This window comes from Brevibacillus borstelensis (assembly GCF_003710865.1).
Classification (GTDB): Bacteria; Bacillota; Bacilli; order Brevibacillales; family Brevibacillaceae; genus Brevibacillus; species Brevibacillus borstelensis.
Genome location: NZ_RHHO01000009.1, coordinates 83530 through 105664 on the forward strand (window position 1 = coordinate 83530; position 22135 = coordinate 105664).

A 22135-nucleotide genomic window follows, 5' to 3' on the forward strand; every position below is an offset into this window, starting at 1 on the left:
ACAATGCCAGTTGAAGTCTTCTCCCGGCAAAAGGGTGGCTGGACGGATACAAAAACAGAGCCCTGGCCATCCCCACGGGCGATTAGATGACCAAGGCTCACTTTGTTACTGACGGCTTTTTTTATACACGGACACAAGAAACTTCCAATCTTCCAGAAAATAGGCCCAAAGGTTAGGGCGTCTGCGCACAGCCAATGGATGGTAGGAAACTGCCGTTTTCACACCACGGGGGAAGTGCCACTGCTGCCGCAGCGCCTTCACCTCCGCTTCCCTGTTTGCGAAAAACGCCTGTGTGGCTACATTTCCCAAACAAAAGGCGAGCTGGGGCGTTTTGCTTTGCAGTTGGACGAGCAGATGCTGCATGCAGGCTTCTCTCGCTCCTTCTTTGTCATAAGCCCGGGTCGGACGGCGCTTCAATACATACGTAACGTACACATCTCTTTCCTCGAGCCCTGTCTCGTAAGCCACCTTTTGCAGCGTTTCTCTCGTGCCGCAAACAAACGGGTTTCCGTGCCGGTCTTCTCTTGCTCCCGGATTGTCGAGCACGACCATGATCGGCGCATGCGGATTCCCTTCGCCCCAAATCATCCGCGAGCCGTGCTCAAACAGTCCGCAATCCATGCAGCTCTCAACGCCCTTTGGCGGCTCCTCCTCAGGCCAAATGGCCGGGCATGTTGCATCCATCGCGATCCCTCCGCCGTCGTTGTCGGCTATCCGCCTATGAATAGGATTGGATGGAGGAAGGAGTTTCAAACGCATACAAAGAAGAAGCAGCTCCTATGAGGGCTGCTCCTTTTTAAGTTACCCACAAGGAGAAACTGGATACACTTGGGAATGCATTTGATTACATCTATGTCGACCTGGCTCCCGAATTCCGAGGTTGATCTTTATATCCCAATCAAAAAAGTTCAATAAAGATTGTCCCTTCAATGCAAGGGACTTTTTCTTTTGTCATGCAAATGATGATCTTCCGTTAAGCAGTCAAGTTTTGGGAAAGCTAGATGAGGACACTAGCAGAACGGTATTCATAAAGGATGAACATCATTGAAAGACAAAATGTTTACCAAACGGACATTCTTACATGGACATACAAACTCCCGCAACGCGCAGGCTGCACTGAGAGGAGAGCTGTCGGGCGTAAAAAGGCTCCTTCCTTTTCTGGGCCCCGCATTTATCGCTTCTATTGCTTATATAGATCCAGGAAACTTCGCGACAAATATTACAGCCGGCTCAAAATACGGCTATCTGTTGCTCTGGGTGATTGCCGTCTCCAATCTGATGGCCGTCCTGATCCAATCCTTGTCAGCAAAGCTGGGCATCGCGACGGGAAAAAATCTGCCCGAAGTAGCACGTGAACGGTTGCCTAAAGGCGTGTCTTTTTTTCTATGGGTGCAGAGCGAACTCGTGATTATCGCGACAGATTTAGCGGAGTTTATCGGAGCGGCACTCGGGCTCTCTTTGTTATCCGGCCTTCAGATGCCTGCAGCTGCAGTCATTACGGCTGCAGGCTCGTTTGCCATATTGGAGCTCCAGCGAAGGGGCTACCGCTCCTTTGAAGCGGTTATCGCTTCCATGCTGCTTATCGTCGTATTGGCATTCGCGGTCCAGACCTTCATGGTAAAGCCGGATTTTGGAGCCATTGCAAAAAGCTTGTTTATGCCGAGGTTTGCAGGCACAGACAGTATCCTGCTGGCCGCTGGCATATTGGGTGCGACGGTTATGCCCCATGCCATTTATCTACATTCCTCGCTGACAAAAAATCGCGTAATCGGACGGAACGATCATGAAAAAAAGCAAATCTTCAAGTTTGAATGCATCGATATCGTCATCGCAATGGTTATCGCTGGAGCGATTAATATGAGTATGCTGATCGTGTCCGCCGCAATGTTTCATGTACACGGTCTATTCATCGAAGATTTAACCACAGCCTTTCACGAATTTAACGCTTATGTCGGCCCAGTCGCATCCTTTTCGTTCGGGCTTGGACTGCTCATCGCCGGATTGTCCAGCTCGTCGGTCGGAACACTGTCAGGCGATATTGTCATGCAAGGGTTTGTAAACATGCGAATCAACTTGTATATTCGCAGAGCCGTCACGATGATTCCTCCGCTGCTGCTCATCGTTTCGGGAGTAAACCCTACGAGTGCATTGGTGACAAGCCAGGTCGTTTTGTCATTTGGAATTGCTTTTGCCCTTGTCCCGCTCATTCTATTTACGAGCAACAAGAGCATTATGGGGGGATTGGCGAATCATCGTGTGACAACGCTATTAGCTTGGATCGTCGCTCTTTTGGTTGTCATTTTGAATATATTTCTGCTGGTTGAGACGCTTTTTTAAAAGGGGTTCGCCACTCACTTGCATGGCTTACCGGCAATCCGCGTCTCAGCCATGGATGGCTTGGCCTGTCGCATTCAGTATGGCCTCCAGCAGCGTTTCCGACAGAGTCGGATGGGCCGCGATAAAGTCTTCCATGGCATCTGCCGTCATTTCCGCATGCAGCATGACGGTTCCCTGACCGACCATTTCCGTCGCCCGGGGACCGACAATCGAGATGCCGACGATTTCATTGAATGTCGGCTCGACGATAACCTTCACTTTTCCCGCCTGTTCATGTAAGATCAACGCTTTTCCATTTGCGGCAAAAGGGAATTCGCCAACGCGGACATCTCCGTACCGCTCTCTGGCTTGCAACTCCGTAAGCCCGACACTGGCGATCTCCGGCGAGGTGTAGATACAGCGGGGGACAGCGCGATAGGATGCTTTCTTCTCCACGCCGCAAGCGTTGAGTGCCGCCACTTCGCCCTCGTGAAAAGCGACATGGGCAAGCTGAATGCCGCCAATGACGTCTCCGCAGGCATATATGTGGGAGACGCTTGTCTGCATAGTCTCGTCAACCTGAATGCCTTTCCCGGAATACTGCACGCCAATCCGGTCCAACCCCAGCTCCTCTACCCTCGGCTTTCTGCCAATTGCCACCAATACATGCTCCGCCCTTATTTCTTCCACTCCGGCTCCCGTTTGTACGGACACTGTTTTCGTTGCCGCATCTGCGCCCGACAGGGCAGTCCCGGTATAAATGGTTGCCCCATCCTCTTCCAACCGCCGTTTCAGCACCTCTGCGATGTCGCGGTCTTCTCCCGGCAACAGTTGTTCAGCCATTTCTACGATCGTGACCTTTGCGCCCATTCTGCTGTAGATGCTGGCAAATTCACAGCCAATCACCCCTCCCCCTACGATCAGGAGCGTGGCGGGAATGCGAGAAAGCGACATCGCCTGACTGCTGTGGATGATCCAGCTTCCGTCAAATGGAGCAAACGGCAGTTCGATCGGCTCGGAACCCGTTGCAATAATAAAGCGGTCAGCGGCGACTTCTTCCACTCCGTCCGGTTTTTCCACTTTCACGACCCGGTCCGTCAAAAAGGAAGCTTTCCCCTGGATGACTTGCACCTTGTTTTTTTTCATCAGGTATCCTACGCCGAGGACGAGCTTTTTCATCACGCTGTTTTTATATTGCTGGACCCCGTACCAGTCGACGTACACGCCGCTTGCCGGCACGGCGATCCCGAAGGCGGAGGCCCGCTTTACCTTTTCAAGCGTTTCCGCGCTTTCCAGCAGCGATTTCGTCGGGATGCAGCCTTCGTTGAGGCAAGTGCCGCCCAATTGGCGGTCCTCTATGACAATGACTTGCTGTCCTTTGCGTGCGGCTGTTATGGCAGCGACGTAGCCTGCCGGTCCTCCGCCGATAATGACTACAGTTCCCACGAGGTCTCCTCCTTACAATAGCAGACTCAGCGGATTCTCCAGGCAGTCCTTGACGCTTCCCAGAAATTGAGCCGCCGGCGCTCCATCCAGCACACGGTGATCAAATGTGAGGCTGAGTGGAAGCAGGCTGCGCCGTTGCAGCTCTTCTCCCCGGTAAACGGGCACCGCCTCGATTGCGCCGACACCGAGAATGCCGGCCTCCGGAGGATTGAGCACAGGCGTAAAATGCTCTACCCCGTACGCCCCCAAATTGCTGATCGTAAAGGTTGATCCTTTCATCTCGTCGCCGCTCAGCCGGTTGTTGCGGGCTTGCTCGCCAAGCGACTTGATCGCCTTCGATAGCTCCAGCAGCGAAAGTTGGTCAGCGTGGCGGATTACGGGGACCACGAGCCCCTTCTCCAGAGCGACGGCGATTCCGAGATGGACATGTCCATATGTCTCGATTCTCGGCTCCTGCTGATCGGTCAAATACGCGCTGTTCATCAGTCTATGCTTTTTCAGCGAAAGGACAACCGCCCGGGCGATCAAGTCGGTTACGGTAAGCTTCCCTTCCTGGCGCTTTTCCAGTTCGGAGGCAAGCTGTCTTTGCAACGCCAAAAGGTCGGTCAGGTCAGCCTTTGCGGTCATCGTTAGTTGGGCGCTCTGCTGCAGGCTTTCCAGCATGCGTGTGGCGATTACCTTTCGCATTCCGGTCACTGCGGTACGCTCCACCACTTCCTGATTGGAAGCCGTTTTTGAAGCTTCCACGGCAGGCTGCGTGGATGACAAAGGGGCTGCCGCAGGCTGAGAAGTCCCTTGCGGCTGAGGGGCCGTTTCTGCGCGGGAAGCGGCCTCCTTCGCCAACGCCTTTTCCACGTCCTCCTTCGTGATGCGGCCTTGCGGGCCAGTACCTGTGATGGACTCCAGATCCAATCCCGCTTCTTCCGCCATTTTTTTGGCGACCGGCGAAACTCTCAGATTGCTGCCTTTGCGCCCTGCCGGCGCTGGTGTCGTGTTTTCCGCCGTGACTGCTGCTGACACCGGCTCCGTTTTTTCCGCCGCGACTGCCGCTGCGGCCACGTCCTGGGTTGATTCTGCTCCTGCATGGGATGCGTGTTCAATTTGCTCCCCCGACTCTCCGATATAGCCGAGTACGGTTCCATAAGGTACAACTCCGCCATCATTGACGGCGATCGCAATCAGGATGCCGTCTGCCGGCGCTTCCAGCTCCATTTCGATTTTTTCCGAGCTGATGTCGACAATTCCCTCGCCTTTCGCGATTGGGTCCCCGACTTGCTTTTTCCAGGCGATCACCGTTCCTTCCACCATGGACATTCCCAATTTGGGCATGATCACTTCCGCTGCCATGTTTTCCATTCCCTCCCTCGTTTATTGGGCTGGCAGGCACTCCTCCGCGCTCGGGGAGTGCCCCGCTTTTTCAGGAAACCGCCATGATGGACTCGTCGCCGATCAATTCGGAGACGACCTCGATCACTTTTTTCGCAGAGGGCAAATACAGGTCTTCCAGAGGCGGCGAGAACGGCACAGGCGTATGCGGAGCCGTAATCCGTTTGATCGGCGCATCGAGCGTGTCAAAGCCTTTGTCTGCAACGAGCGCCGCGATGTCGGTCGCAATGCTGCAGCGCGGATTGGCTTCGTCGATGACGATGAGCCGGTTGGTTTTGGCTACGGAGGAGAGGATGGTGTCTTCGTCCAGCGGCGACAAGCTGCGCGGGTCTACCACCTCGACCTCGATGCCCTTCTTGGCGAGCAGCTCGGCCGCCTCCAGAGCCGTGTGCACCTGTTTGCCGATGGCGACGATGGTCACATCGGAGCCGGTGCGCTTGATGTCCGCTTTCCCGAGAGGAATCGTATAGTGTCCTTCCGGTACCTCACCCGTCATGTTGTAGAGGGTTTTGTCTTCGAAGAAAACGACCGGGTCGTTGTCGGCGATGGCCGTCAGCAGCAAGCCTTTCGCATCGTAAGGTGTCGACGGAACCACCACCTTGATGCCGGGGATGTGGGTGAACATGGCATACAAGCTCTGCGAGTGCTGGGCCGCAGCGCGGAATCCGGCCCCGTGCATCGTGCGGATCGTGATCGGCACCTGGGCTTTGCCTCCGAACATGTAGCGGAATTTGGCCCCCTGGTTCATCACCTGGTCGAGACAACTGCCGATAAAATCGTTGAACATCAGCTCCGCAATCGGCCGCAAGCCCGTTGCGGCTGCAGCCATGGCCGCCCCCACATAACCGGCTTCCGTAATCGGCGTATCGAGTACGCGGTCCCGGCCAAATTCCTGGACCAAGCCTTTGGTCACGCCAAGAACGCCGCCCCATGCTTCATCGTCCTGCAGATGATCGACCTGCGCCCCTCCGGCTACGTCTTCTCCCAGCAAAATGACGTTTTCGTCCTGCTTCATCGCAATCTTCATCGCTTCATTAATCGCTTTTGAAAAACTGAGCTTTCTCGCCATCATTTCTCCTCCCTTCCATTAATAAGAGACGTATACATCGGTCAAGAGCTCGCCCGCTTCCGGGTATGGACTCTGTTCGGCAAAGCGGATCGCGTTCTGAATCGACTGTTCCGCCGCTTCCTCTATCTGCCCCAATTCAGCTTCCGCTAGCAGCCGGCTTTCCGTCAGATAATCCCGGAACAGCTTGATCGCATCGCGTTCCTGGATGTGGGCCTGTTTTTCCGATTCCTTTTTATACTTTTGGGCGTCGCCCTCGAAATGACCGTAGTTGCGATAAGTAATGCACTCGATCAGGGTCGGCCCTTCTCCCGCTCTGGCCCTTTTCACCGCTTCTTCGGCGACACGGTAGACCTCCAGCACATTTTTGCCGTCCACGATAACACCGGGGATATTGTAAGCGCTTGCGCGGTCGGCTATATTTGTACAACTGGAGGCATACGTAAATGGCGTCGCCTCCCCGTATCCGTTGTTTTCGGCGACGAAGATCACGGGCAGCTTCCAAATCGCCGCCAGGTTGATCCCCTCATGGAATGTCCCCTGGTTGTTGGCTCCGTCGCCAAAAAAGCAGACGCTTACACTTTGAGTCCGCTTCAGCTTGGCTGTCAAAGCCGCTCCGCACGCCAGAGGGAAGCCTCCTCCCACGATGCCGTTTGCTCCCAGCATCCCTTTGTCCAGATCGGCGATGTGCATGGAGCCGCCTTTCCCTTTGCACAGCCCCGTCGCCTTTCCGTAAATCTCGGCCATCATCCCGTCCAGATCGCAGCCCTTGGCAATGCAGTGGCCGTGCCCGCGGTGTGTGCTCGTAATCGTGTCCCGCACTTCAAGATGGGCTCCGACTCCCACCGCAATCGCCTCCTCGCCAGCGTACAAATGAACAAATCCCGGAAGCTTCCCTTGGCCAAACAGGAGATGCACGGCATCTTCAAACTTGCGAATCTCCAGCATTTTTTGATACATCCATCTCGCCTTTTCCTGTGACAACACCTTATCCTTTGTCGCGGTTATCTTCATTCGAGCTTCCTCCCATCTTTCCTGAGCTTACAACCCGCAAATCAACTACTCGCACACGATTCCCAGCTTCGGCCAGCCTTCCCCCTTCCTTGCCCTATACCCGAAGCAAGTCGTGTGCCAACGCGGCAAACACCGCCGCTTCGTTGAAAAACGGGCATTGTCCGCGCGTCGTCCCATTATCTTGCAATACGAAATGAGACGAATTCCCAAACTGTCTCATTTTGTCTCAGACGTGCCCCAGAGCTGCTTTTGGACAAAAAAACAGCCACCGGTGCGGAAAACACCGATGGCTGCGCTTTTGTTTTTTCCTTACACGTGCACAGGGTACCTCCTGCGGCAATCGTCCACAGCCTGCTGCAAGCCGTCCAGCTCAAACCGCAAGCAGTCGCTGTACGGCACGAGTGATGACAGCGAGGCAAGCTGCTGTGTGAGCAGCCCGACAAAGTCTTCTGCGGTCATGTCCCCCACAAGCTCCGACAGACTCGACATGCGGGCCGGTTCCACGATGGGATGGTCTGCCGCAGACGCTCCCCCGGCGGCGAGATCATAAAACGCTTTGACCAGCTTTCCTCTCGCCTCGCCGCTTCCTTCGACCAGCACAAATGCCTGGACGATGACTGCTCTCGTCTGCCTTCTTTGGGCGATTCCGCAAAACTTTTTCCCCCTGACGCTGACGTCAAATTCTCCCGGACAGTACGAGCCGCTTACTTCCCCGGTTTCGATCCTGCAAGACCGGCTTTTCAGACTTTGCCGGATGAGCTCCGCCATCAGGGCAAAGTGGCGCTGTACATCCAGATCGCCTTGCCGATTGGGCAAAATCAGGGACAGATTGACGACGCCGGGGTCCAGCGGCACTGCCGCTCCTCCTGAATTGCGAACCGTCACGGAATAGCCTTGTCCCTGCAGCCACTGGACAGCTTCCCGGACCCGGGGCAGCTTCCAGTCTCTCGACCCGAGCACAAACGCTCTTTCATGCCTCCATAGATGAACAGCGGGCTCCAGCAGGCCGTGCCCTACTTGCCTTCCGTACACTTCATCGAAAGCAAACGGAACCACGATGTCTCCTGTCATCACGTTGGCTGCGGCATCGATAGCGCCTAGCCGAGCAGGCAAGCTTGCTTTGTCCATTCCATCTCCTTTCCGCGCTGCCTTACAGGTTGTACTTTTGCAATTTCCTGTAAAAGGTGCTGCGTGGCATTCCCAAAAGACCAGCTGCAGCGGAAGCGCTTCCATTCGTTTTCTGCAAAGCCTGGATGATCGATTGCTTTTCAAGCTCCTCGCGGTACGTCAACGTTTCCGCACGGCCGCCCCCGCTCTCGCCACCGCCTTTCACAGCAGTCAGCGATCCAGCCATCAGGTTTGGGGACGCTGCCCCTCCCGCCCCGGTCTGAAATTGTTCATGCAGGAGGTATGGCAGCTCCTCTTCGCCGATAATGCTGAGCCTCTCCAATGTATTGAACAGCTCCCGAATGTTCCCGGGCCAGTCGTATTCCATCAGCTGCCGCATGACATGAGGGATAGCCGGCAGCTCCACTTTATTCTGCTGGCAGAAAAAGCGAATCAGACTGGGGATGTCTTCTTTCCGCTCGCGCAGCGGCGGCAGATAGAGCGGGAACACGTGCAGACGGTAGTACAAGTCCTCCCGGAACTTCCCTTCCTTCACCAGCAGGGCCAGGTCCCGGTGCGTAGCGGCAATGACGCGAATATTTACCGGAATTTCCGCATGGCTGCCGATCGGCGTAACCTTCCTTTCCTGCAAAACGCGCAGCAGGGCAACCTGCATCTGATGCGGAATCTCGCCGATCTCATCGAGGAACAAGGTGCCTCCGTTTGCCTGCTCCAGCTTTCCTTTATATCCGTGGCGCCGCGATCCGGTAAATGCCCCTTCCGCATAGCCAAACAGCTCGCTTTCGATCAGGTCTTTGGGGATGGCGCCGCAATTCACCGCAACGAAGGGGCCCGCCTTGTACGGACTGTTCAGATGAATGGCCCGGGCGACGAGCTCCTTCCCCGTCCCGCTTTCCCCCCGGATGCATACATTGGCGCTGCTTTTGGAGATGCGTTCGATTTGCCCGAGAACGTGCCGGAACGCTTTGCTTGTTCCTGCTTCGCCCGGGAACTGAATCTGACTGGACGGAAACGGAGCTTGCAAACGCCGGATGCTTGCCTCGGACTCCAGCAATACCGCACAGTACCCGAGCAGTCCTCCGTGCTGCCTGGAGTAGACAGGCGTACGCTTTCGTTCCACATAGCGGTACTCGTCCAACAGGTCCTGGTAGTCGCATGCTCCCGGCCACTGCAGCATCTTTTGACGAACAGCTTTGTTGACGAAAACGACCTGCTGTCGCAGGTTCAAAATCACGATCGGCTGATTCGTCTCCGCCAGCTCCCATCCACAGCGGATAAGCTCCAGCTCTTCCAGCTCGCGCCTTCTGCTCCATTCCTGCTCTACGGTATAAGCGATGGAGGAAACGATGGCCAGCATATGGGGATGGCTTCGCTCCAGCGGGCACGAGATATCGAGGATGCCGACCAGTTTGCCTTCGTCGTCGTGAATAGGCGCGGCCGAGCAGCTCCATTTATGGGAAGCCACCGAATAGTGCTCCGGGCCGCTGATCAGGATCGGCTCTCCGGCATGGAGCGCTGTGCCAATCGCGTTTGTTCCCACCTCTTCTTCGGTCCAGCGAACGCCCTCCACGAAATTGATATCTTCGGCATATTGCAAAATGGACTTCTTCCCTTTCATGGAGAGCACATAACCCTCAGCGTCTATCAGGATGGCGATCATCCCGGTGTCTTCAATAAATTTGGACATTTTCTCCACATGCGGCAAGGTAATTTCGAGCAATTGCCGATGCTTCCGCTTCTGGCTGTCAAAAGACTCGCCCTTCAAAATTTCCCGTCCCGTCCCCAGATAGGGATCGACATACCTGTTTTTGCAGCGAAGCCACGATTCAGAGATTCGCTTGTTGATGCGTGCAGAGTCGATAACACCTTCTTGTACAAAACGTTTCCACATTTTCGAAGAAAGCGTTTCGTTATACAAGGAGCCGCCCTCCTTTGCTTTTCATGGATAAGGGAATATCTATAGATTACCTGTTTTCATCCGGTTTCTCAATATTCCGAAAATGACCTCTTTGTCTTGGCTGCCGGTGTTTCCGTCGAAAAGCCAGCTCATTATAGTTTGCCTTTTTCGTTCAATTTTTCTTCTCCTGTAGCTTGGGATAGCGAATGGCTTTCTGTGATTTCTGCTTCGCAAAAAAAAACACCCAGCGAGTTTCACGCAAAGTCTGATAATCATTTATGATGGACAAAACTGTATTTTTGCCCGTATCGACTGACAGGGCATCAGTTTTACACGGAATATGACCTTAACCACAGATTGTTAACCTTCACAATACCGCCAGGATGATGTAGCACTAAATCAGCCAATTCCTTTACCATCAACTGAAACTCATCGCTTCTTGCTTCATCTATTAGCAAATATTGTACGGTGACTGATCCGGCAGAAGGTGAAATGCCCCTCGCACTCAACCGTTTGAAAAAAATTAAGAAGAGACCCGAACCTTTTTCCCATAGAGAGGCAATATAGGGTGTAAGCTGCTTACTCAGGAGGGCCCTCTGAATGCAAAATGAAGAGATGTACCAATTACTCATAAAAATGAAAGAGGGTGATCAACAGGCGTTTCATACGGTGTATGATGCCACCTATAAGGACATCTACCGGACAGTCTCCTTTCTGGTGGATCATCAGCAGGATCGGGAAGATATCATGAATGAGATCTATATGCAAATGTGGACCTCACTTGCCAACTACGATACGAACCGTCCTTTCCACTTTTGGCTGCACGGCTTGGTAATCCGTCAAGTGCAGAGATTTCGGGTCAAGAGCTGGAGGAGATTCCGAATTTTTGAACGCATCCGTGCCTTCTCTCGGGAAGAGTCTTATTGGGATCAACATACTGCTTTGATGGATGGTACAAACCAAATGATATCGCAATCCATACGAAAACTGACCGACAAACAGCGGACAGTGATTATCTTCCGCTTTTTTCACGACTATACCCTTGAAGAAATTGCGACTTTGCTCGACATTCCGCTGGGTACAGTGAAGTCTAGATATCATGCTGGCCTCCAGGCGCTTCGAAAAAACTTAGGGAATCTCCCCCTGGAAAGGATGGAAAAGATCAATGACTATCGAACGCAAAATCCGTGAGCATCTGCACGAAGAGGCAGAAACGATGGAGTGCCCTCCGGCCATTTCCAAACGAATCGAACAATCCTACTATCAATATTTGCAACGAAAAAGGAGCGAAAAACCCATGAAAAAACGAGTAATTGGCGGAATCGTTGCTGCTGCGTTTTTGATTCCAACCGCAGCATTTGCGGCCCCTGCCCTGATTGAAATGCTTACCAGAACACCAATGACTGCTGAACAAGTCAAGGTGGATGAGGTTGGCAAAGCAGCACTGGAGAAGCTGTATAGCGCATTTCCCGAAACAAGATCGTTTGAGATTGTCGATGCAAGCTACCTTGGAGAAGCCCCCGCTGATTCAACTAAAAAGCAAGCGATCCAGACAAGCATCGCACTGCAGGAAAAGGGAGGAGCCGGCAAAAAGATCAGCCTTACCATCGGTGTTACGGGCAAGATTGACAGCGTGATTCAAGAGAATTGGGAGGAGAAGCCTGTCAGTTCTTTAACCAATCAGGAAATCAAAGAGAAAGTAAATAACCTCATTGACAAAATGTATGGCAGCATCGACGGCTATGAGGTTTCTATGGAGCCAATGGGGGAGCCGAATCAAAAGACGTTTCTATTGAATTACATCGAAAAGGGGTCCCAAATACCGTTCTACCAGGTATTTGTTAAGGACAATAGAATAGATGTTACTCTGCACGGAGGCGAGCGTACACCTTCAAACCTTGTTAAAGTAGAAGGCTTTTTCACCAGAGATGGCAAGCCTGATACTTTTGCTGATTCCTTTTTAAATGATGAAAACCTGTTTTCTTTACTAAACATGAGCCCAACAGAATTGAAACAAGAATTAGCAAAAGGCAAATCTGTTGTGGAGGTTGCCGCCTCTAAAAATGTCTCTAAACAACAAGTGATTGATGTGATTGCAAAAACACAGGTTGAAAAAGAGCTACAAGCTGACCAAAATGGAGCAAGTGTAAGCAATCATGTAAAGGAACAAATGATGAAAGCACTTGAACCAAAAGTAGTACATGTTATTGAACACAAATCTGAAACGCCAGCGAAGAACTGACCAGTCACCACAGTATCAATCGAGATTCGTAACAAGAATAAGAGGCCGGTTTCCTTATTGTTCAGGAAACCGGCTTTTTTAGATCAAACGGGGCTTAGCGTACAAAATCCGCAGTTTGTTGGCGGGACCTTTCTTCAACCGCCTGTGAGTGTAGGACAGGAAAAGTCTAGCGTCAAGGGTTGATTTATAAACTTTTCCACCCTTGTTTGAAAGGTTGAAGAAAGGCTTCGTTGCTATTGCTCTACCTGGATCGGAACTTCCCATTTTACATCATGCTGTTTGATTTTCTCATCATACGTGATCGTGAACTCTTTCACGTCTTTATTTTTCGTCCTGATCTTAATCTGGGCATTCAGCTTCCTTGTTCCGTCCTCTGCGATGGTTATTTGGGGACTGAGTAAAAGAGCGTTGGACTCTCCCTTCTCGTCTGTTGCCATCCAGCTTTTCCCAACACCCACAACATCCTTTGCCAAAGTGCCTTCCATATCAATGATGTAAATGGTATCATCCCCACGCTCTTGCTTTTTGACGGGTGTAAACGTAAACGTATTTCCTTCCTCTGTGACCGTCACTGGCTTTTTATCCAGTTCAGCAATCGAAAGCTTCGCACGAAAATCAGCTTTTTCTGCTGTATAGACAGCATCCAGTTTCATTGTTACTTTTTTTGTGTGATCAATCGGAGCGAAGGAATGAACCCAGACGTTTTTATAGGGCAAACGTCCTGCATTATACATTCCACCTCGACTTAAACCCGGTATGACATTGCTGCTCAGCTCTTCACCGGGATAAATCACATGCAAGTCGTCCCAAGAAGCCAAAACCGTTCCCTGCTCATCAATCAGGCTGTACCGGACACCTTTGTCCCGGCCGGTCCCCTCGCTGACGGCAAACTGCAGCTGAGCCGCGCTTGGGCTAAAACGAGCTTCCTTCAGATCGATCCATTCTCCTTGCGGTGTCGTGAGCTTCTGCTGGACGGAGACCGTTTTTGTCGCTGCTTTTGCCGGTCGCAGATCAATCGGGATATCAAAGTTCCAGCTCCCTTTCGTCTCTCCCAATTGCTTTACCCGTACTTCGAGTATCGCTTCGTCCGGCAGCCTGCTCCGATCGTCAAATAGCTCTGCAAAATCACGTCCGATTACAAAATTCTCACCGTTTGGCAGAGGCATCCATCGAAATGAATCTGGAAGCTTTGAATTAGGCGGGTTCAAGACACGCCCATTTTTGTCTTTTAACTGGATGACTCGATACTCTTCCACATTTTCACTGGAAATTCTGCTGAACTGGTCCTGCCAGAAGGTATCCAGCTTTTTCCCCTCCTTGTCGGCAAGCGAACCCAGAACCATGATTCGAGCAGAATCGGCCAACACTGCCTTCATTTCCATGGTCAGGCCCTGATCCGTCACTTTCAGGTTAAGGGGCTTTACATATCCCTTCTCGGCAGCTACGAGAGCTCCTTTATCTGTCTGCTCTTCTGAATACAAGCTGACAACGCTCTCGGTATCGGTATACGGCCCTTTCAGCGGATTTGCTGCATAGAACAGTCCATTCACATACGAAGCGAAAGTCGGTGACACAAGTGTTCCCAAAGCCACAACCACAGCCAGTCCTGCTACAGCCATCGTCGTTTTTTTCATCAAAGCAACACTCCGTTTTTTCCAGTCTATTTTCTGGGCTCGGTGTCTATCGATCCGTCTCAACACATTCAGGGGATGAGGCGGGACCTTTTCCATGACTTGCTGAATGACTGCATCGGTGTGCCATTTTTCCTGCTCCCCAAGCGTACCCGACTCGTCCAAATACTGCTCGAACAGCCGTTGACAAGCCGAGCAGGTGAGCAGATGATTTTGTACGTTTTGTCTATCCCGCAAAGAAAGTGAGTCTTCCAGATAAGCATCCAGCATGTCTTTGTCCAGGCATGTCATAGATAGCAGTCCCCTCCTTTGCCTCTTCTCGTCAGCGCTTCCTTCAGTTTTGTCTTCCCTCTGGACAAACGCGTACGAACCGTGCTGATCGGAACACCCAGCTTTTTACTGATTTCTTCATAACTCATGTACTGGAGATACCGCATTTCCAGGACGACACGATGCTTCGAATCCAAAGCCTTTATCCGATCCTGCAAATAAGAGTTTTGCTCTTTGACAAGGTACTCCGCTTCGGGCGTATGACTGGTGGCCAGCTCCACTTCTGTGTTCGTAACCATTATCGACCGTTTTCGGCTTCGCAGTTCATCGAAACAATGATTGGTCGCGATCCTGTACAGCCATGCGCCAAATTCGTAGCTTTTGTTGTAGTCGCCCAGATGGTAGTACACCTTGATAAATATTTCTTGAGCGATGTCTTGCTCATGGGGCGGCTGCCCTAACATCTTGCGGATCAGAAGCGTGATTCGCCTATTATATTTTTGTATGATCTGAGCAAAGGCCTCTTTGTTGCCTCGGAGGACCTCGTCCACGATCATCTTGTCGTCCTGCATCTGTTCTCCTCCCATTCAAAAAGGTCGCTGCGCAGCGGTCGCCTTTTTGCTGTACATGTATATACGACGGAAAATGGAGGAAAAAAATCGCATTTTTTTCTTTCCTGACACAAAAAAGCTGCCGGGATGATCCCGGACAGCCTTTACATTCTACTCTTTTTGATCTTACAGATTTTGCAATGGCGGAATGCTATCTTCGGCGCCTGCATGTTTCCCGTAAATCCCCATATCCAACTGTTTCGTAACCTTGCTTGTAAGCAATCCTGCTGTCATGCTCCCGCTTACGTTGACGGCTGTCCGTGCCATATCAATCAGCGGCTCGATTGAGATAAGCAGCCCGACCAGTGCCACTGGCAGGTTCATCGTAGAGAGGACAATAAGCGCCGAAAACGTTGCTCCTCCCCCTACTCCTGCAACACCAAAGGAACTGATGGCCACGACGGCTATCAAGGTCAAAATAAAGGTTGGGCTCGTCGCGTCGATCCCTGCCGCAGGTGCGACCATGACTGCCAGCATGGCCGGATAAATTCCGGCGCATCCATTTTGTCCGATCGAAATTCCGAATGATCCTGCAAAATTGGCGATTCCCTCGGGGACGCCCAATTCTTTGTGCTGTGTTTGGACATTTAGCGGCAGGGTGCCTGCACTGGAACGCGAGGTAAAGGCAAAGGTCAGGACAGGGATCGCTTTCTTTACGTAGGTCAAAGGATTTAAGCCAGAGAGCGCAATAAGCAGCAGGTGAACACCAAACATAATGAGCAGAGCGACATACGAAGCCAGCACAAATTTGCCAAGCCGCCAAATGGCATTCAGATCACTCGTCGCCGCTATTTTTGTCATTAAGGCAAGCACGCCGTATGGAGTCAGTCGCAGAATCAATGTCACGACTCTCATGATGATCGTGTAAAGGGCGTCGGTCATCTTCGCAAACATGTCGGCCTGGTCCGGTTTTTTCCGCTTCACTCCCAGATAAGCCATGCCCAAGAAGGCGGAGAAGATCACGACCGCAATCGTCGATGTCGGACGCGCTCCCGTCAGATCCAGAAACGGGTTGCCGGGGAGGAGCTCTACCAGTTTTTGCGGTGCGGACATGTTCTCAAGATTCCCCAATGTTTTTTCGATTTTCTCCAACTGGGCGACCTCTTTCGCTCCCTGATCCAGCTGCAAGGACTGCAAATCGGCCGCAAGCGATGCCCCTATGCCGATTGCCGCAGCAATCGCAGTCGTGCCAACCAATAACCCGATGATCAAGCCCCCGATTTTGCCGATATTGTGCGACAGCGTCGCTTTCGTGAATGCGGACAGGATCGAAATGAACACGAGCGGCATGACAACCATCTGCAGCAATTTGATATAGCCATTCCCCGCGATGTTGAACCAATCGACGGACAGCTTGATCACTTCAGACCCTGATCCGTAGACAAATTGCAGCAAGAGGCCAAACAGTATTCCCAGGCCCAATGCGGCAAACACCCGCTTGGTAAAAGAGGCGAACCTCTTTTGCATGGAATACAGGATGAATAGAATGATCAGCATGCCCAGGATGTTCAGAAGCACCTGTACAGTCATGAGGACTCCCTCTTTTCATGGTTTATTGGACCCATTTGTGAACGGCACTGGCCATTCTCTGCAAGCCCTCTTCCAGGACAGACCGTGGACAAGCGATATTCACTCTCGTAAACCCTTCTCCTCCCTTCCCAAATTTGTAGCCCTCGTCCAATGCCACCTTGGCCTGCTTTCGAAAGAACTGTTCGAGTGTCTTCGCATCCATTCCCAATTCGCGGCAATCGAGCCATACCAGATAGGTTCCTTCCGGCTGGATCACTTTGATGGGCTTTATATGGGCTTCAATAAAGTCTGTCAGAAAAGCCAGATTGTCTCCTACATACGCGAGGCATTGATCCAGCCATTCATCACCGTGTCGGTAGGCCGTTTCGGCAGGCCAAATGTGTTGGACAGACTCAGATGAAGCATATCCAATGCTTTCGTAAACATCGCCCGTTTCTGTTGATCCGGAATGATGATGTTGGACATTTGCAGACCTGCCATATTAAATGTTTTGCTTGGTGCTGTGCATGTAATCGACCCAAGCGCAAACTGCTCCGAAATGCTGGCAAACGGCGTATGGCGATGTCCATTGTGGATCAGATCGAAGTGAGCCTCATCGGATACTACAAGGATGTCATGCTCGGCACATATTTTGCCCAAGCGTTCAAGCTCCGCTTTTGTCCACACTCTCCCGACCGGGTTGTGCGGGTTGCAAAGAATGATCATCTTTACCTTTAGATCGATTTTGCCGATAAGATCGTCGTAATCCATTTCATACCGGCCATTGTTCAGCATCAGCGGATTTAGCACCAGCTCCCGGTTATTTTTTTGCACAATACCGGGAAAGGGATGGTACACCGGCGGCTGAATGATCACTTTGTCTTCCGGCTCCGTAAAGGTTTGGACAATGATGCTCAATGCTGTTAAAATGCCTGGACTGCAGCGTATCCATTCTTTTTTGATCTCCCAATGATGCCGGCGTTTCACCCAGCCGGCAAACGACTCAAAATAGCTGTCGGACCTCGCTGTATAGCCAAAAATTCCATGCTCCGCCCTGCTGATCAGACGTTCAATGACGGGCAGAGGGCAGCGAAAATCCATGTCGGCTATCCACATGGGCAGGATATCTTTGTCACCGAACAGCTTTTCCGTTCTGTCCCACTTGATCGAATCAGTGTGAAATCGGTTGTGGACTTGATCGAAATCGTAGTGCATGTACCTAACCTCCCCATGATGGCGCTTTCATTTTATTGTTGCGCTGCCTGTAAAAAAGCAGGCAGCCATTCCCTTTTGGCAACCGTCTATTTTCATCGGCCAGAGCCACTGATACAGACCTGCCAAACTCGCGAAGACAGGCTTCTCGATCCCGAGTGGCAGCATCGTGCTCATAAACCTACCTGGTCCATGTTCGATTAGGTTCTCCTTGTCTCTCGCCTTACGATGGGAAGCCCTTGTTTCACCCATTCGTCAAAGCCGCCGATCAAGTTCCGAACATTTTTGAAGCCGTGTGCCTGCAAAAGGCTCACCCCGATGGCGGATCTTCTCCCTGATTTGCATTGGACCAGGATCGGTTTGTCACGGGGCAATTCCTGAATGCTTGCCGGCAAGTATCCAAGCATGATGTGTTTCGCTTCGGGAATACAGCCATCAGCATGCTCTTTTGCATAACGGACATCTAGAACGTATATCTGTCCCATTTGTACTTGCTCCCCTACCTCCTCTGGCGTTACCTCCTCGTATTTGGCGAACTTCGAGTCATCATGGAGCTCGAACACATCCAGATCCATCGTGGAAGCGACCTGGTCCAATCCGATTGACTGCAAAGCCTTTCGAATATCTGGAACGGACTGCTTGTCGGCCAACAGGTAGATGGGCCGATCATAGTCGAGCAGCCAGCCAGCCCACGTGACGAATGATTGGTCATAAGGAATATTGATGACTCCCGGCAAATGCCTTTGGGCGAACATGCTTGCCGGACGGGTATCGACAACCATGCCTTGCTGCACCCATGCCTCTACTGCGTCTAATGAAGCCTCTGCTTGCAACGGAGCTGCTATCTCTTGCACCAGTTGTGGGCCCATTTTATTGAGCTGCTTCATCATCGCAAAATAGGTTGGCGGCTCGGGCTGCCCCGCCAGCAATTCCTGGATAAAATCATTTTCATGCTCATGCTGCAACGCCCAATTCGTCCGTTTCTCATAGCCGACCGTGGACGATTGGACGGCCCCGATCGCCTTGCCGCACGCGCTGCCCGCCCCATGCCCGGGCCAGACTTGCAGATAGTCAGGGAGTTTTTTGAATCGCGCCAGCGAGTGAAACATTTTCCGTGCCATCTCCTCAGCGGAGCCGCTTACCTTTGCCGCTTTTTCCAAAAGGTCTGGACGCCCCACGTCACCGACAAACACGAAGTCCCCTGTGAAAATCCCGATCGGTTCGTTTGCCGAAGAACCGCCATCTGTCAACAGCAGCGATATGTGTTCGGGGGTGTGTCCCGGCGTATGGAGCACCTCGAACGTCAGATTGCCAATCTGGAAGGTGTCCCCGTCCTTTAGCAAGCAATGCTTGTATTCGCTTGCGTATTGGTAGCGCCAATCCGCCCCTCCTGCATCGGACAAGTACAAGGCAGCTCCGAATCTCGAAGCGATTTCCCGTGCGCCGGAAAGAAAGTCGGCATGAATGTGTGTTTCCGTCACGCCAACGATCTTCACCCCGTTTGCTTTTGCAGCTTTGGCATATGTTTCGATATCGCGGGCAGGATCAATGACGATGGCCTCGCCGGAAGCCTGGCATCCCACCAGATAAGATGCCTGGGCCAATTTGTCATCATAGAAATACTTGAGCAGCATAAGTCAGCCTCCATCCATCTTCTCGTTAGTTTTTGTCGATCTGACAAGAGATCGGTAAGCAAAGCGTTTGTGCGGAATGGTTTGGTTTTACATCATCCCTTTGAGCATGCCCTTCCAGTACATCACGGGAAGCAAATCCTTTTTCAGCCAATACATACTGAGCCTTTCACGGGATTGATCAAAGGGAAACGACTCTTGGGGATTGAGCTCATAATCGAATTCCGCCAATATCAATTTTCCATAGCCGGTCACGAGCGGGCATGAGGTATATCCGTTGTATTTGTCGCAAACAGGCTTTCCGCTGATCATGGCCAGCAGGTTTTGCACGACGATCGGCCCCTGCTTGCGGATCGCGGCGCCCGTTTTTGATGTCGGCAAATTGGTGCAGTCCCCCACCCCGAAAACATTCCCAAACCGTTTATGCTGCAGTGTGTATTTATCCACATCGAGCCAACCGTCGCCTGCCGCAAGCGGACTTTTTTTGATAAAATCGGGGGCGCTCATCGGCGGCACGACATGAATCATGTCATAGGGCATGATCACACGCTCGTTGGTATCCATGTTCACAAAGACCGCTTGTTTTTTATCACCGATAATTTCAACGAGATTATGCTTGAACCGTGTCTCGATTTGTTTTCTTTCAATCACCTTCTGCAAAGCATCCGCATACTTTTTCACGGCGAATATGCTCGCTCCGCCGGAGACAAAACGGATGGATGCCCGGGAGCGTACGCCTGATTTGCGAAAGTAATCATCCGCCAAATACATGATTTTCTGAGGAGCCCCGCCGCATTTTACGGGAGTATTGGGGTTGGTAAAAATCGCCGTGCCGCCCGTAAAGCTGCGAATATTGTCCCATGTGCTCTCGACGTAATCATAAGAGTAATTGCTGCAAACCCCGTGTTTGCCAATACTCTCCTTCAGCCCTTTTACCTTCTCCCAATCAATCTGGATGCCCGCTGAAACGACCAGATAGTCGTAGCGGATTTTGTCTCCGGACGCGGTCACGACGGTGTTTTCGTTCGGCAAAAATTCAGTAACGGCATCTTGCACCCATTTCGCGCCATTCGGGATCAGCGATGCTTCCTCGCGCTCGGTAACCTCCTTGCGAACGACACCGGCACCGGCAAGCGTCCACAATGGCTGATAGTAATGCTTCGTCGAGAAGTCTACGATGGCAATCTTTCCGAACAAATCACGCGACTTGCGCAGAAGACGTGCTGCAACCGAGATGCCTGCGCTGCCTCCGCCTACAATCACGATTTTGTAGTGAGCAACTGACATTTCCATCCACCCCATCCCCATGTAAAGTCACATATTCAAGGCCTCTGCATTGAAAAACAGCATGTAAATGGCAACTGCGGCCCGCCAAACATTGACCTGCTCACCAGCAGCACTCGCCTCCTCTTGCTTTTTCTTTGGCATAGACATTCGGACAGCCATGCTCATCATCGAGATGGAAAATAAAAACAATAATTGGTTTTCAGGTATCAATGTACCGGCAAACGATCCGAAATATGCTCCTATTGCACCAAGAATGGCAAAAATCACCGCTGTTTTCCATCGGACATGACCGGCCCTGGCGTGCGGAATGAAATTGGAGCAACGACATGATTGCGAGAATCACGTGAATCGATGTCTGCTCAACCTTCTCCTTCTGACAACATCGGCCTTTTGGACAACACCCGTCCTTTTGATAACTCCCTCCTTCCCGACTCGCTTGCCCTCCCTTCAGACATACTTGACCATGAGTAATAGCAAGAAGCATCGTGCCAATTCGATTTTTCCCGTCAAATCGCCATTTTTCGCTTGTCGCTTTTATGCGCAATTGTCAGCTTTGAAAGCATAATTGATGGAATATTCAGTTATAATTTGAGCTTGAAGCCTCTTGCAACACTGACAACGGTTTGGCATTGTTGGCAAAAGGCAGGCAGAGATTCGGGAAGCTACGCAAAAAAGCCACCCTTTCAGGTGACCTTGCAAATCTTATACCTCGCCTCTCCCAAAACGGGAACGGGCTCTACCACGCCGGTTCGGCAATTTCCTGTATACACTCCGCTACATCATTTTTTGGACTTCCGACAATATGGGAGACAGGGTAGGCTCGCATCTGCGCCGCATCGTAAGGAGTGAGAAGCGACCTCAGCAATTCAGAGTCGCATGTATCGCGATCCAGCCAAATTGCTTCCTCCTCAGGTCCCTTTAAAATAACGGGCATGCGGTCATGGATGCCTGCGACAACCTCGTTGGCACTGGTCGTAATGATTGCACAGGTATGAAGCTTCACCCCATCTGCATTTGTCCAGGTATCAAAGAGACCGGCAAAAGCAAACGGTTCCTCATTTTTCATCATAATGCGCATGGGCTGCTTGCCTTTTTGCGTTTGCCTCCATTCATAAAAGCCGTCAGCCGGAATGAGACAGCGCTTGCGGACAAAGAGCTTTCGGAAAGCCGGCCTCTCGGTTAAAGTCTCGGCCCGCGCATTGATCATTTTATAACTGTTCCTGTCGTCTTGAGCCCATGACGGAACAAGCCCCCAGCGCAATTGTCCGAGTCTTTGGCGCCCTCCGTCAGCTAGAATGGCCGGAATTGGCTGGCCGGGGGCGATGTTGTACCGCGGCTTTAGGTCGAACAGGATTTCCTGCAGTTGAAACCGGCTCATCAGCTTCTCCGGGTCGGTGACAAGCGTAAAGCGCCCGCACATAGGCAATTCCCTCCTGCCACCAGCATTCCTCATTCCCAACAAAAATACCCCCTCCCCGAAGCACGGGAG

The 22135-nt window shown here is 51.9% G+C and carries 19 protein-coding genes; 3 read left to right on the forward strand and 16 right to left on the reverse strand.

Annotated features, from left to right (window positions below; translation table 11 throughout):
- Positions 1 to 105: 105 nt before the first annotated feature.
- Positions 106 to 684: a uracil-DNA glycosylase gene (locus EDM54_RS04555; protein WP_122957839.1), complete on the reverse strand. Its 579-nt coding sequence runs from the start codon at positions 682 to 684 to the stop codon at positions 106 to 108.
- A gap of 372 nt (positions 685 to 1056) precedes the next feature.
- Between EDM54_RS04555 and EDM54_RS04560 the strand changes: the two genes are divergently transcribed.
- Complete coding sequence (locus EDM54_RS04560; RefSeq protein WP_122957859.1) at positions 1057 to 2337, forward strand: Nramp family divalent metal transporter; 1281 nt, start codon at positions 1057 to 1059, stop codon at positions 2335 to 2337.
- 45 nt (positions 2338 to 2382) lie between these two features.
- On the opposite strand, the gene lpdA is transcribed toward EDM54_RS04560, so the two are convergent.
- The 6 genes from lpdA to EDM54_RS04590 all read right to left on the reverse strand — a co-directional run bounded on the left by lpdA (position 2383) and on the right by EDM54_RS04590 (position 10247).
- The gene (gene lpdA / locus EDM54_RS04565; RefSeq protein WP_039070176.1) at positions 2383 to 3762 is read right to left on the reverse strand and encodes a dihydrolipoyl dehydrogenase; all 1380 of its coding nucleotides are present in this window, start codon (positions 3760 to 3762) and stop codon (positions 2383 to 2385) included.
- 12 nt (positions 3763 to 3774) lie between these two features.
- Entirely contained in the window at positions 3775 to 5109 is a 1335-nt protein-coding gene (locus EDM54_RS04570; protein WP_122957860.1) for a dihydrolipoamide acetyltransferase family protein, read from the reverse strand.
- Positions 5110 to 5179: 70 nt separating this feature from the next.
- Positions 5180 to 6217 carry an alpha-ketoacid dehydrogenase subunit beta gene (locus EDM54_RS04575; protein ID WP_003390124.1) on the reverse strand — a complete coding sequence of 346 codons (1038 nt, stop codon included), beginning with the start codon at positions 6215 to 6217 and terminating at the stop codon, positions 5180 to 5182.
- An 18-nt stretch (positions 6218 to 6235) separates the two neighbouring features.
- Positions 6236 to 7228 (reverse strand): thiamine pyrophosphate-dependent dehydrogenase E1 component subunit alpha, encoded by a 993-nt coding sequence (locus EDM54_RS04580; protein WP_122957840.1) that lies wholly within the window; start codon positions 7226 to 7228, stop codon positions 6236 to 6238.
- A 309-nt stretch (positions 7229 to 7537) separates the two neighbouring features.
- Positions 7538 to 8356, reverse strand: a complete 819-nt coding sequence (locus tag EDM54_RS04585; protein WP_003390128.1) for a lipoate--protein ligase family protein — start codon at positions 8354 to 8356, stop codon at positions 7538 to 7540.
- 22 nt (positions 8357 to 8378) lie between these two features.
- Positions 8379 to 10247, reverse strand: a complete 1869-nt coding sequence (locus EDM54_RS04590; protein WP_035979890.1) for a sigma-54-dependent Fis family transcriptional regulator — start codon at positions 10245 to 10247, stop codon at positions 8379 to 8381.
- 606 nt (positions 10248 to 10853) lie between these two features.
- Between EDM54_RS04590 and EDM54_RS04600 the strand changes: the two genes are divergently transcribed.
- Positions 10854 to 11444, forward strand: coding sequence for a sigma-70 family RNA polymerase sigma factor (locus tag EDM54_RS04600; RefSeq protein WP_003390131.1), 591 nt, complete (start codon positions 10854 to 10856; stop codon positions 11442 to 11444).
- Positions 11419 to 12495 (forward strand): hypothetical protein, encoded by a 1077-nt coding sequence (locus EDM54_RS04605; protein WP_003390132.1) that lies wholly within the window; start codon positions 11419 to 11421, stop codon positions 12493 to 12495. Before EDM54_RS04600 ends, EDM54_RS04605 begins: the two co-directional genes overlap by 26 nt.
- A 233-nt stretch (positions 12496 to 12728) precedes the next feature.
- On the opposite strand, the gene EDM54_RS04610 is transcribed toward EDM54_RS04605, so the two are convergent.
- The 9 genes from EDM54_RS04610 to EDM54_RS04645 all read right to left on the reverse strand — a co-directional run bounded on the left by EDM54_RS04610 (position 12729) and on the right by EDM54_RS04645 (position 22066).
- Entirely contained in the window at positions 12729 to 14417 is a 1689-nt protein-coding gene (locus tag EDM54_RS04610; RefSeq protein WP_003390134.1) for a DUF4179 domain-containing protein, read from the reverse strand.
- Complete coding sequence (locus tag EDM54_RS04615; protein ID WP_003390136.1) at positions 14414 to 14968, reverse strand: RNA polymerase sigma factor; 555 nt, start codon at positions 14966 to 14968, stop codon at positions 14414 to 14416. Before EDM54_RS04615 ends, EDM54_RS04610 begins: the two co-directional genes overlap by 4 nt.
- A 165-nt stretch (positions 14969 to 15133) precedes the next feature.
- The gene (locus EDM54_RS04620) at positions 15134 to 16537 is read right to left on the reverse strand and encodes an L-cystine transporter (RefSeq protein WP_122957842.1); all 1404 of its coding nucleotides are present in this window, start codon (positions 16535 to 16537) and stop codon (positions 15134 to 15136) included.
- A 22-nt stretch (positions 16538 to 16559) separates the two neighbouring features.
- On the reverse strand, positions 16560 to 16949 hold the full coding sequence (locus EDM54_RS27320) for an aminotransferase class I/II-fold pyridoxal phosphate-dependent enzyme (RefSeq protein WP_327925947.1): 390 nt from the start codon (positions 16947 to 16949) through the stop codon (positions 16560 to 16562).
- On the reverse strand, positions 16850 to 17731 hold the full coding sequence (locus tag EDM54_RS04625; protein ID WP_307723544.1) for a MalY/PatB family protein: 882 nt from the start codon (positions 17729 to 17731) through the stop codon (positions 16850 to 16852). Before EDM54_RS04625 ends, EDM54_RS27320 begins: the two co-directional genes overlap by 100 nt.
- Positions 17732 to 17928: 197 nt before the next feature.
- On the reverse strand, positions 17929 to 19362 hold the full coding sequence (locus tag EDM54_RS04630) for an MBL fold metallo-hydrolase (protein ID WP_122957843.1): 1434 nt from the start codon (positions 19360 to 19362) through the stop codon (positions 17929 to 17931).
- A gap of 87 nt (positions 19363 to 19449) precedes the next feature.
- Positions 19450 to 20652, reverse strand: a complete 1203-nt coding sequence (locus EDM54_RS04635; protein ID WP_003390141.1) for an NAD(P)/FAD-dependent oxidoreductase — start codon at positions 20650 to 20652, stop codon at positions 19450 to 19452.
- Positions 20653 to 20673: 21 nt separating this feature from the next.
- Positions 20674 to 20955 carry a sulfite exporter TauE/SafE family protein gene (locus EDM54_RS04640; RefSeq protein ID WP_122957844.1) on the reverse strand — a complete coding sequence of 94 codons (282 nt, stop codon included), beginning with the start codon at positions 20953 to 20955 and terminating at the stop codon, positions 20674 to 20676.
- A 427-nt stretch (positions 20956 to 21382) separates the two neighbouring features.
- On the reverse strand, positions 21383 to 22066 hold the full coding sequence (locus EDM54_RS04645; RefSeq protein WP_003390143.1) for an SOS response-associated peptidase: 684 nt from the start codon (positions 22064 to 22066) through the stop codon (positions 21383 to 21385).
- Positions 22067 to 22135 lie beyond the last annotated feature (69 nt).